12 protein-coding genes are annotated in these 14018 nt (G+C 61.0%); 9 read left to right on the forward strand and 3 right to left on the reverse strand.

Annotation, left to right across the window (positions count from 1 at the left end):
- Positions 1-106: 106 nt before the first annotated feature.
- A complete protein-coding gene (gene choX, locus GTQ41_RS00275) occupies positions 107-1027 on the reverse strand; it encodes a choline ABC transporter substrate-binding protein (protein ID WP_047297435.1) in 921 nt (306 codons plus the stop codon).
- 15 nt (positions 1028-1042) lie between these two features.
- Positions 1043-2557 (reverse strand): choline-sulfatase, encoded by a 1515-nt coding sequence (betC, locus tag GTQ41_RS00280; RefSeq protein ID WP_047297436.1) that lies wholly within the window; start codon positions 2555-2557, stop codon positions 1043-1045.
- Between the two features lie 114 nt (positions 2558-2671).
- Here betC and GTQ41_RS00285 point away from each other — a divergent pair, with 114 nt between their 5' ends.
- Positions 2672-3622 carry a LysR family transcriptional regulator gene (locus GTQ41_RS00285; RefSeq protein ID WP_047297437.1) on the forward strand — a complete coding sequence of 317 codons (951 nt, stop codon included), beginning with the start codon at positions 2672-2674 and terminating at the stop codon, positions 3620-3622.
- Positions 3623-3668: 46 nt separating this feature from the next.
- Here the strand turns inward: GTQ41_RS00285 and GTQ41_RS00290 are convergent, their stop codons facing one another.
- A complete protein-coding gene (locus GTQ41_RS00290; RefSeq protein ID WP_041073642.1) occupies positions 3669-4334 on the reverse strand; it encodes an NAD(P)-dependent oxidoreductase in 666 nt (221 codons plus the stop codon).
- An 83-nt stretch (positions 4335-4417) separates the two neighbouring features.
- On the opposite strand from GTQ41_RS00290, the gene GTQ41_RS00295 reads away from it, so the two are divergent.
- The 8 genes from GTQ41_RS00295 to GTQ41_RS00330 all read left to right on the forward strand — a co-directional run bounded on the left by GTQ41_RS00295 (position 4418) and on the right by GTQ41_RS00330 (position 14018).
- On the forward strand, positions 4418-4762 hold the full coding sequence (locus GTQ41_RS00295) for a DOPA 4,5-dioxygenase family protein (protein WP_047297438.1): 345 nt from the start codon (positions 4418-4420) through the stop codon (positions 4760-4762).
- A gap of 227 nt (positions 4763-4989) precedes the next feature.
- Positions 4990-6297, forward strand: coding sequence for a CitMHS family transporter (locus tag GTQ41_RS00300; protein WP_041073646.1), 1308 nt, complete (start codon positions 4990-4992; stop codon positions 6295-6297).
- A 70-nt stretch (positions 6298-6367) separates the two neighbouring features.
- Positions 6368-7135 carry a TerC family protein gene (locus GTQ41_RS00305; protein ID WP_047297439.1) on the forward strand — a complete coding sequence of 256 codons (768 nt, stop codon included), beginning with the start codon at positions 6368-6370 and terminating at the stop codon, positions 7133-7135.
- Positions 7136-7512: 377 nt separating this feature from the next.
- Positions 7513-9171 (forward strand): Na/Pi cotransporter family protein, encoded by a 1659-nt coding sequence (locus GTQ41_RS00310; RefSeq protein WP_047297440.1) that lies wholly within the window; start codon positions 7513-7515, stop codon positions 9169-9171.
- A gap of 177 nt (positions 9172-9348) precedes the next feature.
- The gene (locus GTQ41_RS00315; RefSeq protein ID WP_047297441.1) at positions 9349-10749 is read left to right on the forward strand and encodes a pitrilysin family protein; all 1401 of its coding nucleotides are present in this window, start codon (positions 9349-9351) and stop codon (positions 10747-10749) included.
- 237 nt (positions 10750-10986) lie between these two features.
- Complete coding sequence (locus GTQ41_RS00320; RefSeq protein WP_047297442.1) at positions 10987-12015, forward strand: DUF5924 family protein; 1029 nt, start codon at positions 10987-10989, stop codon at positions 12013-12015.
- Between the two features lie 54 nt (positions 12016-12069).
- Entirely contained in the window at positions 12070-13218 is a 1149-nt protein-coding gene (locus GTQ41_RS00325; protein WP_047297443.1) for an ABC transporter permease, read from the forward strand.
- The gene (locus tag GTQ41_RS00330; protein ID WP_047297444.1) at positions 13215-14018 is read left to right on the forward strand and encodes an ABC transporter ATP-binding protein; all 804 of its coding nucleotides are present in this window, start codon (positions 13215-13217) and stop codon (positions 14016-14018) included. The genes GTQ41_RS00325 and GTQ41_RS00330 overlap by 4 nt, the downstream gene beginning before the upstream one ends.

Consider the following 14018-nt stretch of genomic DNA (forward strand, 5'->3'; position numbering starts at 1 on the left):
TCCACTAGTCGCGGTAGATCTGACATACCGTGAATTCAGATTTAAGGGCCGCTTTGCGGCCCATCGGGGATAAATCCCCTCACTACAAGAAGCGGGTTGGACTGGATCAGAGTTTGGCCTTCACCGCTGGCAAAGCATCCTTGCCGTCCACGGTCTTCACCCCCTCCAGCCACTTGTCCAGCACCGCCGGATTGGCCTTGATCCATGCCTTCACCGCATCGGCATTGCTGACTTTCTTGTTCACCACCTCGGCCATGATGCTGTTCTCCATGTCCTGAGTGAACGACAGGTTGGTCAGCAACTTGCCCACGTTCGGGCAAGCCTCGGCGTAGCCCTTGCGCGTCAGGGTGTAGACGCTGCCGGTGTCGCCGAAATACTTCTCGCCGCCCTTGAGGTAATGCATCTTCAGCTGCACGTTCATCGGGTGCGGGGTCCAGCCGAGGAAGGTGACGAATTTCTGCTTCTTCACGGCCCGCGAGACTTCGGCGAGCATCGCTTGTTCGCTGGATTCGATCAGCTTCCACTGACCAAGGTTGAAGTCGTTTTTCTTGATGATTTCCTGCAGCGAAATGTTCGCGGGCGCGCCGGAACCGATGCCGTAGATTTTCTTGTCGAATTTGTCCGCGTATTGGTTCAGGTCGGCAAAGTTATGCACACCGGCGTCCCACACGTAATCCGGAACAGCGAGGGTGAACTCGGTGCCGTCGAGGTTCTTCGCCAGTTGCGTGACGTCACCGGTGGCGACGAACTTGTCGTAGAAGCCCTGCTGCGCCGGCATCCAGTTGCCGAGAAAGACATCCACCTGGCCGTCCTTCAGACCGCCGAATGTGATCGGTACCGCGAGGGTGTCGACCTTGGCCTTGTAGCCCATGCCGTCCAGCAGAAACCCGGTGATGGCGTTGGTCGCGGCGATGTCACTCCAACCCGGGTCGGCCATTTTCACCGTTTCGCAGCTTTGCTCGGCAAATGCCGACGCGCTGCCCAGAGCCAGCAGGCCTATCGTCAGTGCTGTGGATAACTTGCGCATGGACTTCCCCTTACATTATTGGTTTTGGCAGGGTTGTGGATAACGAGCCTTGCGTTCCAGATCGTCGAGGTCGATGTGGTTGCGCATGTACTGCTGACTGGCGTCCACCAGCGGCTGGTGATCCCAGCTCTTCAGCTTGCCGATGGTCAGGGCGTCGGCGACAAAACGACGACGGCGCTGGCTGGCGAGGACCTCGCGGTGAATGGCCGGCATGTCCCATTTGGCCCGCGCTTCGGCGAGAAAATCGTCGAACAGTTGGCGATGTTGCGGCGACTGGCTGAGCTCTTCGAGTTCACGCGGGTCGTTGTGCACATCGAAGAGTAGGCACGGGTCGTTTTCACTGTAGATAAATTTGTACGCGCCACGACGAATCATCATCAGCGGGCTGACCGTGCCTTCGGCCATGTATTCGCCGAACACTTCGTCATGCCCGCCCTGCCCTTGCAGATGCGGCACCAGGGAGCGGCCGTCCAGCGGCAGATTCGGTTCCAGGCTGCCGCCGGCCAGTTCGACGAAGGTCGGTAACAGGTCGGCAGTGGAGACGGCAGATGTGACACGGCCCGGTTTGAACTGACCGGGTGCACTTATCAACAGGGGCACGCGAGCGGCCATTTCGAACCAATGCATTTTGTACCAGAGGCCCTTTTCTCCCAGCATGTCGCCATGGTCGCCGGAGAAGACGATGACAGTGTCTTCCATCAGCCTACAATCTTCGAGGGTTTTCAGGAGTTTGCCGACGTTGGCGTCGATATAGCTGCAAGCACCGAAATATGCGCGTCGCGCGTCGCGGATTTTATCCACAGGCAATGGCTTGTCCCACAGGTCGTAGACCTTGAGCAGGCGTTGCGAATGTGGATCGAGGGAATGTGGATCCGGCGTCGTCGGAAGCGGGATATCCGCGTCGTCGTACAAATCCCAGAACGCCTTGGGAATGGTGTACGGGTCATGTGGGTGCGTCATCGACACGGTCAGGCAGAACGGTTGGTCGCCGTCCTCGCGGATGTGATCGAACAGGTATTGCTGGGCCTTGAACACCACCTCTTCGTCGAAGTCGAGCTGATTGGTGCGCACGCACGGCCCGGCCTGCAATACCGACGACATGTTGTGATACCAGCTCGGGCGCACGTCCGGTTCGTCCCAGTTCACCGCCCAGCCGTAGTCGGCCGGGTAGATGTCGCTGGTCAGACGCTCTTCGTAGCCGTGCAATTGGTCCGGGCCGCAGAAATGCATCTTGCCCGACAGCGCGGTGCGATAGCCGAGACGGCGCAGGTAGTGGGCGTAAGTCGGAATGTCAGCGGGGAAATCGGCGGCGTTGTCGTAGGCGCCGATCTTGCTCGGCAGCTGGCCGCTGACCAGGGTGAAACGCGACGGCGCGCACAGCGGGCTGTTGCAGTAAGCGGCATCGAATACCACGCCCTGGGCGGCGAGGCGCGAAAGATTCGGCAGTTTGATCGGCGACGGGCCGTAGATCGGCAACATTGGCGCGGCCATTTGATCGGCCATGATGAAAAGAATGTTCTTGCGCTTCATGTGATCGCGGCATTCCATAGTGAATAGTTATGCGACATTGCTGCGATCGAGCATGGAGTCCATGCTCTGTCGGGTAAAGCCCGCGCCGGACAATGACTAGGATAAGCACAGCTTATGTATGAAGCCCTCGGCAATTTGTCTCTCGACCTGTTGCGCGCTTTCGAAGCGGCGGCCCGTCACCGCAGTTTTACTGCGGCGGCGGTTGAGCTGGGCACCACGCAGCCAGCGATCAGCCAGCAGATCAAGCGTCTGGAAGAACAGCTGGGAGCACGACTGTTTGACCGGATCTATCGCGGTATTGAACTGACCGAAGGCGGCGCGATCCTGTTCGAGCAGGTTCAGCTCGGTTTGCAGCATATTGACGCAGGATTGAGTGCGATCAGCACGCAGCAACAACACGAGGTATTGCAGGTCGCCACCGATTTCGCCTTCGCCGCCTATTGGCTGATGCCGCGCCTGCACCGCTTCCATGAAGCCAATCCGAACGTCGATGTCAGCCTGGTCACCAGCGAGCGCAGCCACAACATGCTGCGCACCGACATCGATGTCGCGATCCTGTTTGGTGACGGGCGCTTCAAACAGGGCGAAAGCCATTGGCTGTTCAGCGAAGAAGTGTTCCCGGTGTGCAGCCCGCAACTGCTCAAGGAGCGCGCCCTGCCTTTGCCTGCCCAGGCGTTGCTGGAGTTTCCGCTGCTGCATCTGCGCGGGGAAAACAGCAGCAACTGGTTTGACTGGAGCGGGCTGTTTCGCGAACTGGGCATCAGCACCCCGCCGGCACCGGGGCAATTGCGCTTCGACAACTACACGCTGTTGATTCAAGCGGCGATTGGCGGCCAAGGCGTGGCCATCGGCTGGCGCCACCTTGTGGATAACTTGCTGAGCCAAGGCTTGCTGTGTCGGCCGATCGCCGAGACCACGTTGTCGCGCCTGGGTTATTACGTGGTGCTGCCGCAACGCAAACGCCGGGGCGCGTTGATTCAGCAGTTTGTCGACTGGTTGATGGCCGAGCAGGCCAGCAGCGCCGAATCCCTTGCCGGGGTGGCGCTGCCGTCGATTGCGGTTTGAACATCAAAAACAACTCTCTGTAGGAGCTGCCGCAGGCTGCGATCTTTTACGTATCCGACGTCGCCACAAAATTCACATGCTGCCCGACATGCAGGTTCAGCCGCAGCTCATCGGCAATCCCCACCGCGACCCGGTTCAGCCGCTCCAGCGGCTCCGCCAGCCCTGGCTCAAGATTGCCGCCGACCTGGCTGAAATGCTCGATGGTCAGCCCCGCCACGCCATGAGGTGCGTTCACCAGCGTCCACTGCAGCGGACTGCTCTGCAGGGCTTCGCGGATTTCTTCGGCGGCGTGGCGTTGCAGGCCGTCGTCCAGTTCCGGCTCGTCGAGCACGGCAAAATTCCCCACCAGAAACAGCCGTGAAACATTGGCCGCTTGCAGGCCGTCGACCAGCGCATCGACCGCCAGCACTTGTTCCACCGGCCCGAGCACCACGGACCTTTCCACATGGTCGCTGCTGAACGGCAAGCCCGGCGCGTCCAGCAGACAGATCACTGCCGAGCTGCCCGCTACGCTTTGCTTGACCCGCTCGGCATCGAACAAATCGCCGCTTTTGGTGCGCAGGCCGGGACGTGGCGCGAGTACGTTCAAATCGTCGAGAATCGTGATGACTTCGTGCTGGCGTCGCAGCAACTCAGCCATCAACGCACCGCCCAGGCTGGCCATGGCACCATAGAGCACCACTTTCACCGTCGGGGTTTCGGCATTTTTCATGGCTGATCCTTTTTATAATCCCTTGTATGGCGTGTGACATATGGGCACCGCCCAGGGTTCGAACCGATTTGCGAGGGTTTCAGATGCCAGCGATCAAGGGCTACCACGCCCACATCTATTTCGATGCCGACACCATCGATCAGGCACGCGCGTTGTGTGAGCAAGCCGCGCAGTCGTTTCCATTGAAGATGGGCCGCGTTCATGAACGCCCGGTCGGCCCGCACCCTGACTGGAGCTGCCAGTTGGCCTTCGGCCCGCAGATGATCGGCGAGGTATTGCCGTGGCTGGCACTCAATCGCAAGGGCCTGGTGGTGTTCCTTCACCCCGACACCGGCGACGATTTGCTCGATCACACCGAGCACGCGATCTGGATGGGCGCGATGCGGCCGCTGGACCTGTCTGTTTTCCGGTCAACGAAAGGTAGCTGAAAGGTTGCCCGATTAGGATCGCCGCCACTACCGGCAACAGACCGGTTGGCCGATGCGTGTGATCGCTCGCACGACAGGCCCAATTAACAACAACAATGGTGATTCTGATGTCCTCTGTAGCCCGCCTCCTCGCTGAAACTCCGCCCGTACGTCTCGTGCTTCCCGTTCTGCGCTGATCCCCTGCGATCCGCTCACTCAATTAGCCGCGCTACGCCTGGAGTAATCCCATGCTGACTTTCCTTGGCTTCGCCATGGTCATCACGTTCATGTTCCTGATCATGACCAAGCGCCTGTCTGCGCTGATCGCCCTGATCATCATCCCGATCCTGTTCGCCCTGTTCGGTGGTTTCGCGCCGAAGATCGGCCCGATGATGCTCGAAGGTATTACCAAGCTTGCGCCGACCGGCGTGATGCTGATGTTCGCCATTCTGTACTTCGCCCTGATGATCGACTCCGGCCTGTTTGACCCGGCCGTGCGCAAGATCCTCAAACTGGTCAAGGGCGACCCGCTGAAAGTTTCGGTCGGTACCGCCGTGCTGGCGCTCGTCGTCTCCCTCGATGGTGACGGCGCGACCACTTACATGATCTGCGTGGCCGCCATGCTGCCGCTGTACAGCCGCATCGGCATGAGCCCGCGGATCATGGCCGGTCTGATCATCCTCGCCGGTGGCGTGATGAACATGACCCCGTGGGGTGGCCCGACCGCCCGCGCCGCCAGTGCGCTGCATGTGGACCCGTCGGACATCTTCGTGCCGATGATCCCGGCGATGGCCGCCGGTGTGGTGGCGATCCTGATCATTGCCTACTTCTACGGCAAACGTGAACGTGCGCGTCTGGGCGAGTTGCACCTGATCGGCGACGAGATCGATCACAGCGAAATCAGCGTCTCGCAGTTCCCCGATGCCCGCCGTCCGAAGCTGATCTGGTTCAACGGCCTGCTGACCCTGGCGCTGATGTGCACCCTGATCGCCGGCCTGCTGCCGCTGCCGGTGCTGTTCATGGTGGCGTTCAGCATCGCGATGATCGTCAACTACCCGTGCCTGCAAATGCAGAAGGACCGCGTGGCGGCCCACGCCGGCAGCGTGCTGTCGGTGGTCAGTCTGATTTTCGCGGCGGGTATCTTCACCGGTATCCTGTCCGGAACCGGCATGGTCGACGCCATGTCGAAAAGTCTGCTGGCAGTGATTCCGGACTTCCTCGGCCCGTACCTGGCCGTGATCACGGCGCTGGTGAGCATGCCGTTCACGTTCTTCATGTCGAACGACGCGTTCTACTACGGCGTGTTGCCGGTGCTCTCCGAAGCGGCCAGCCATTACGGCATCACCGCGGTGGAAATGGCCCGTGCCTCGATCGTCGGTCAGCCCGTCCACTTGCTCAGCCCGCTGGTACCGTCGACGTACCTGCTGGTGGCGCTGGCCGGTATCGAGTTCGGTGACCACCAGCGTTTCACCCTGAAGTGGGCAGTGCTGGTCTGCCTGTGCATACTGGTGGCCGCCTTGCTGCTGGGGACATTCCCGCTGTTCAGCACGATGTAACGGCATTCACTCACCATGACGCCAGCTGCTTGCTGGCGTCATGGTTTAACACTCGCTCAAAGGAATACACATGGATTGGCTGACCAACCCCGAAATCTGGGTTGCCTTCTTTACTCTGACCGCCCTGGAAATCGTCCTGGGTATCGATAACATCATCATGATTTCGATCCTGGTCAGCCGCATGCCCAAGCACATGCAGCAGCGCACACGGATCTTCGGCCTGGGTCTGGCGATGATCACGCGGATCCTGTTGCTGCTGTCGATCACCTGGGTCATGCGCCTCACCGCCGACCTGTTCGTGGTGTTCGGCCAGGGCATTTCCGGGCGCGACCTGATCCTGTTCTTCGGTGGCCTGTTCCTGCTGTGGAAGAGCTCGCAAGAGATGTACCACGCGCTCGAAGGCGAAGACGAAAGCGGCGACGAGCCTTCGGGCAAGGGCGGTAATTTCCTCTATACCATCATCCAGATCGCGATCATCGACATCGTGTTCTCGCTGGATTCGGTGATCACCGCCGTCGGCATGGTCTCCCATGTGCCGGTGATGGTCGCGGCAATCGTCGTCGCCGTGCTGGTGATGATGGCGGCCTCGGGCAAGATCAGCGAATTTATCGACAAGCACCCGTCGCTGAAGATGCTGGCGCTGTCGTTCCTGCTGGTGGTCGGTACCGTACTGATCGCCGAAGCGTTCGATGTGCATGTGCCAAAAGGCTACGTGTACTTCGCCATGGCGTTCTCGCTGGCGGTGGAAGCGATCAACATCAAGATGCGCACCGCGATCGCCAGGAAGAAAAAACAGCAGGACCCGGTGAAGCTGCGCAAGGATGTGCCGGGGCAGTAATCCGGTAGTCCGATAGCAATACAAAACCTGTGGGAGCTGGCTTGCCAGACGCCCACAGGTTTTTTTGTTCCAGCGGATTTTGAACTCGTACCCAAACCCTGTGGGAGCTGGCTTGCCAGCGATAGTGGCGTGTCAGGCAACATCAATGTCGCCAGTGCTGCCGTCATCGCTGGCGAGCCAGCTCCCACAGGGATTTGGGGTGATTGCGCGGGGTATGAATAAAGCTGTTTTCATGACACTTTTGTTTCAATCCGCACTTTAGCTGTGCAATGCTGGCGCCCAGTCCGTTAGCCGACTACAGCTTAAGTACAAGACGTAGAAACCGCGCGGTGCCGTCCACTTGCCCCTCTGGGGCGCTGCTACTACAGGGGGTCTGCATGCTCACCCTGCTCAATTTGCTGTCTGCCGTGGCCCTGCTGATCTGGGGCACGCACATCGTCCGAACCGGCATCCTGCGGGTGTACGGCACCAATCTGCGGCATGTGATCGGCCAGAACATGTCCAGACGCTGGCTCGCGTTCGTCGCCGGCATCGTCGTCACCGCGATGGTGCAGAGCAGCAACGCCACGGCCATGCTCGTCACTTCATTTGTCGGTCAGGGCCTGATGGCGCTGACCCCGGCGCTGGCGACCATGCTTGGTGCCGACGTTGGTACCGCGCTGATGGCGCGGGTGCTGACCTTTGACTTGTCGTGGCTGTCGCCGTTGCTGATTTTCCTCGGGGTGATTTTCTTTCTGTCGCGCAAACAGACGCGCCTCGGGCAGATGGGCCGGGTCAGCATCGGTCTGGGGCTGATTATTCTCGCCCTGCAACTGATCGTCGAAGCTGCCGCGCCGATCACCCACGCCCAAGGTGTGAAGGTGATCTTCGCTTCGCTGACCGGCGACATCCTCCTCGACGCCCTGGTTGGTGCGTTGTTCGCGATGATTTCCTATTCCAGCCTCGCCGCTGTGCTGCTGACCGCGACGCTGGCCGGCGCCAGCGTGATCAGCCTGCCTGTGGCGATCGGCCTGGTGATCGGCGCCAACATCGGCAGTGGCGTGCTGGCGTTCATGAGCACCAGCATGCAGAACGCAGCAGGCCGACAAGTGGCGCTGGGCAGCCTGCTTTACAAGCTGATCGGTCTGCTGCTGATCATCCCGGTGCTCGATCCGCTGGTGCACTGGATGGACGGGCTCGACTTCAGCCCGCAGGAAATGGTCATCGGATTTCACCTGCTCTATAACACCGCGCGCTGCCTGATCCTGCTGCCCAGCGTCGCCCCGATGGCGCGGCTGTGCGCCTGGTTGCTGCCGGAGCGCCCGGAAGTCAACGGCACCGCCAAGCCGCGTCACCTTGATTTGACGGCACTGTCGACACCTAGCCTGGCGCTGGCCAACGCGGCCCGCGAGACTCTGCGCATGGGCGATCTGATCGACAACATGCTCGACGCGATGCTCGATGTGTTGCGTGGCAAGCAGACCGCCGTGACCCAGGAGATGCGTCGTCTGACCGATGACGTCGAAGCGCTGTACAGCGCGATCAAGCTGTACCTGGCGCAAATGCCCCGCGAAGATCTCGGCGAGCAGGACAGTCGGCGCTGGGCGGAGACCATCGAACTGGCGATCAACCTGAAACTGGCCAGCGACTTGATTGAACGCATGCTGCGCAAGGTGCAGCAGCAGAAGACTTCCCAGCGTCGGTCGTTTTCCGAAGAAGGCCTGGAGGATCTGGCCGGGTTGCATCAGCAACTGATCGCCAACTTGCGCCTGGGCCTGTCGGTGTTCCTCAGCGGTGACAAGGAAAGCGCCCGTCAGCTGTTGCGCGAGAAACGTCGCTTTCGCGCACAGGAACGGCGTCTGGCCCACGCCCATGTCAGCCGTTTGCAACGTAAGATCGTGCAGAGTCTGGAAACCAGTTCGCTGCACCTGGAGCTGATTGCGGATATGAAGCGCTTGAATTCGCTGTTCTGCAGCAGTGCTTATGTGGTGCTGGAAACGGCGGATACCGGGGCGCTGGAAGCAGACGATATGGTAGACATTACGCATTCGCCTTGAACGTCTGGGGCTGGGGTCAGTCAGTAACTCAGAGTTCAGCTTCACGGACGCCTTCGCTGGCAAGCCAGCTCCCACAGGGTTTTGTGAGCGCCGCAAATCCTTGTGGGAGCTGGCTTGCCAGCGATGGAGCCCTGACTGACGACACGGATCTCCAAATCAGCCGTACGGAAGCCTGTTATGCGTTGCCTGTTGTTCGCCTGTCTGTTGCTCGGTTCCCTGCCCGCCTTCGCCGTTGATCGCTTCCAGGTCGAAGGCTATGCGCTGCCCAACGGATTACAGCTGTTGCTCAAACCCGGCACTGAACGCGGGCATGTGGCGATTCGTCTGGTGGTCGGCGTCGGCCTCGACGATTTCGATTGCGATGAAAAAGAGCTGCCGCACTTGCTCGAGCACCTGTTGTTCAGCGGTGTCGATGCCACTGGCGAAGGTGGCCTTGAAGAGCGCATGCAGGCGTTGGGCGGTGAGTGGAACGCGTTCACCAGCAACGCCGACACCACGTTCGTCATCGAAGCCCCGGCGAAGAATCAGCGCAAAGTGCTCGACTTGCTGCTCGGTCTGCTGACCCAGACCCGCATTGACGACAATGCGATCAACGCCGCCAAGCGCGTAGTCGAGCGCGAGGACGGCGGCCATTACACGCGCCTGCAACGCTTTCTCGACCGCCAGGACCTGGGCCACACCGCCAGCAATCAACTGGCGGTGGAGCTGGGCCTGAAATGCCCGCAACGCGCCGAGGTCGGGCACCTGACCCAGGAGCAACTGGAGAAGGTGCGCAAGACCTGGTACGCGCCGAACAACATGACGCTGATCGTCGTCGGTGAACTCGACAAACTGCTGCCGGCCTATCTGGAACGCACCTGGGGCGCGCTCGAAGCGGTGGATCCGGCCGAGCACCGTGAGCTGCCGGACATCCGCACCAGCGCCGCCCATGAGCGCACCCTCACCCGCGGCTTCATCGGCGACAGCGCCAAGTTGCACTGGCTGGTGCCGGAGCCGATGCTTGACGATCAGTACGACGAGACTTTCGACATCCTCAAGGACTACCTCGACTGGGCACTGTACCGGCAGATTCGCCTGAACCATGGCTTGTCCTACGGGCCGTGGGCCGAGCGCGAAGTGTTCGGCGGGGTCGGTTTCATGAGCCTCAATGCCGATGTTGATCGCGATGATCTTGTCGAGGCCAAACAGGTGCTGGAAGACCTCAAGGCCGACCTGCTGAAAAACGGCCTCGACCCCGACACCTTCGCCCGGATCAAACAGGCCGCCATCGCCCACCAGGCCTGGGCCGTGCAGGGCAACAGCGCGATGGCCGACTATTACTGGAGCGCGTTGGGCGACTACGAGGACGGGCGCTTTGCCAACCCTGCCCGCGAGCTGCAAGGCGTGACCCTGGAAACGGCGAACAAGGCCATGCGCGAGTTGCTGTTGCAGCCGGGGTATCTGCGAATCGAAAAGCCGTTGCTCAGTGATGATGAAGTTTTGTGGCTGATTGCCGGTGGTCTCGGGGTTCTGCTGTTGATCCTGATCGGCTGGCGTCTGCGCCGTCGGGACAAACACAAACACAAAGACGAAGGATGAAGAGAATCCTGTGGCGAGGGAGCTTGCTCCCGCTGGGCTGCGAAGCAGACCCAATACCGACGATTCAGATGTTTCAGGAACACCGCGCACTGAGGTTTTGCGACGGCTGCGCAGTCGATCGGGAGCAAGCTCCCTCGCCACAGAAATAAGAGGTTTTACTGACCGGGAGCCTCGCCACGTCGCCCGGCGGGCGGTACTCTGTCGAGGTTTTTTCCCATTCAGTCGTGAACCGCCCACATGCCGAAAATACCCCAGCTGATCCAGCGCATCCTCGAATTGATGAAGCGCTATCCCGGGGTCATTGCGCTCGGCGGTTTCATCTCCGGGGTCGGCAGTTTCATTTTGGTCGATCGCCAGCAAGGGCTGGCGAGCTGGATCACCATCATCATGCTGCTCAGCTGGATCTGGCTGATGCTGGAAAACACCCTGACCGGGCTGTTCACGCGCATCTTCAAGCGGGAAATCCCCCAGCCGCTGCTGCGCTACGCGACGCAGATGATCCACCAGGAAAGTCTGTTTTTCGTTCTGCCGTTCTTCTTCATCACGACGACGTGGAACAGCGGCCAACTGATCTTCACCGGCCTGCTGTGCATCGCTGCGCTGATCTCGATTGTCGACCCGCTCTATTACAAATGGCTGGCGCCTCGGCGCTGGGCGTTTCTCGCGCTGCACACCCTGACCCTGTTCGCCGCCCTGCTCACTGCGCTGCCGGTGATCATGCACCTGACCACCGCACAGAGTTTCAAATGGGCACTGGGTACGGCGGTGGTGCTGTCGTTCCCGAGTCTGGCGTCGATCTTTCCGATCCGCACCGTGCGCAACGCGTTGGCCATTCTGTGCATCACTGTCGGCATCGGCGCGGTCGGCTGGACCCTGCGCTCGTGGGTGCCGCCGGCGACGCTGTGGATGACCGACGTGGCGATCAGCACGCAGTTGCAGGACCGCACGCCTGGCGCCAGCCTCGACGAGGTCAGCGCCGAGCAGATCCGCAACGGCGGCCTCTACGCCTACACCGCAATCAACGCGCCGCGCGGGCTGGATGAACGCATCTACCATGTGTGGCAGTTCGACGGCAAAGAGGTCGATCGCATCGCCCTCGACATCCACGGCGGGCGCAAGGAAGGCTACCGGGCCTGGACGCACAAGCAGAACTTCCCCGGTAACCCGGCGGGCAAGTGGCAGGTGCGGGTGCTGACTGAAGACGGTCAGGTGATCGGCGTGCTGCGTTTCAAAGTGACAGACAGCACAGCGATCAAAGAAAAGTAATCCGGTTCGTGCTATTACGTTAGTTCGCTTAATAGCCGAACAAGCACGGAGCTTATGATCAGCAGCTCAATGAGCGGTAATGCCCAGCTGGACACGTCAATCAGCCCTGCCCGCCTGCGGGTTTCCGGGGACTGGACGCTTGCCCATTACGCCGAGCTCAAGCACCTGACCGAACAACTGACCGGCCAGTACGACGCCAACACCGTGGTCGACCTCAACAGCCTCGGTGCCCTCGACACTGCAGGCGCTTCGTTGCTGGTGGAGCTGCTCGGTTCCGAGCGTCTGGGCCGCTCCGCTGAACACCCTGACTGCACGATTTCCCAGGCTGACCGCGCGCTGCTGCAAACGGTGTATCGCTCGCTGACCGACTTCTGTGTGCCGATCAAGGAGCCGGAAGTCAGCGTCAGCGTGCAACTGTTGACCCGCATCGGGCGCGCGGTGGAAACGGTCTGGCAGGATACCCTGCAAGTGCTGGGTTTCATTGGCCTGATCCTCGAAACCATTGCCCGCAATCTGCTGCGGCCCAAGCGCTGGCGCATCACCCCCGTCGTCGCCCACATCGAACAGACCGGCCTCGACGCCGCGCCGATTGTGGCGCTGCTGACCTTTCTGGTGGGCGCGGTGGTGGCGTTTCTCGGTGCCACGGTGCTGGCCAGTTTCGGTGCGACGATCTTTACCGTCGATTTGGTGGGTTTCTCCTTTTTGCGCGAGTTCGGTGTGCTGCTCACGGCAATCCTGATGGCCGGACGCACCGCCAGCGCGTTTACCGCGCAGATCGGTTCGATGAAGGCTAACGAAGAGATCGACGCAATCCGCACCCTCGGCCTCGATCCGATGGAGCTGCTGGTAGTGCCGCGGGTATTGGCGATGCTGGTGGCGCTGCCGATGCTGACGTTTCTGGCGATGCTCTGCGGGATCATTGGTGGCGGCGTGGTGTGCGCGGTGTCGCTGGGGATTTCGCCGGCGATGTTCCTCTCGCTGTTGCAGAGCGACATCGGCATTCAGCACTTTCTGGTTGGTCTGGTCAAAGCGCCGGTGTTTGCCTTCCTGATTGCGACCATTGGTTGCCTGGAAGGCTTCAAGGTCAGTGGCAGCGCCGAATCGGTCGGCGCGCACACCACGTCCGCCGTGGTGCAGTCGATTTTCGTGGTGATCGTGCTCGACGCGGTGGCTGCGCTGTTCTTCATGGAGATGGGCTGGTGAGTCGTTTACCCCGCGCGCCCTCGGAGGCGGTGATCGAAGTCCGTGGCCTGTGCAATCGCTTTGGCAGCCAGAGTGTGCACGAGAATCTCGATCTGGATTTGTACAAGGGCGAAATCCTCGCCGTGGTCGGCGGTTCCGGCAGCGGCAAATCGGTGCTGCTGCGCAGCATTGTCGGCCTGCGCCGGCCCAGCGAAGGCAACGTAAAGGTGTTCGGGCAGAACCTGCCGAGCCTGTCCGAGCATGAGCGCTCACTGGTCGAGCGGCGTTTCGGCGTGCTGTTCCAGAAAGGCGCGCTGTTTTCCTCGCTGACGGTGACCGAGAACGTCGCCCTGCCGCTGATCGAACACGCCGGTCTGAGCCGCAACGACGCCGAGCACCTGGCGGCGGTGAAGCTGGCGCTGGCCGGGCTGCCGCTGTCGGCGGCGGACAAATACCCGGCGTCGCTGTCCGGCGGGATGATCAAGCGCGCTGCGCTGGCCCGGGCTCTGGCGCTGGATCCGGACATCCTGTTTCTCGACGAGCCCACCGCCGGCCTCGATCCGATTGGCGCGGCGCAGTTCGATCAACTGATCCTGACCCTGCGCGATGCGCTGGGCCTGAGCGTGTTTCTGGTGACCCACGACCTCGACACGCTCTACACCATCACCGACCGTGTGGCGGTGCTGGCGCAGAAGAAGGTACTGGTCGCCGGTCCGATCGACGTGGTCTCGGAAACCGATGACGGGTGGGTTCACGAATACTTCCACGGCCCGCGTGGCCGCTCGGCGCTGGACGCCGCCAAATTGCTCAACGAGGTCTGA

The organism is Pseudomonas sp. AN-B15, assembly GCF_019056475.1.
Taxonomy (GTDB): Bacteria; Pseudomonadota; Gammaproteobacteria; order Pseudomonadales; family Pseudomonadaceae; genus Aquipseudomonas; species Aquipseudomonas parakoreensis.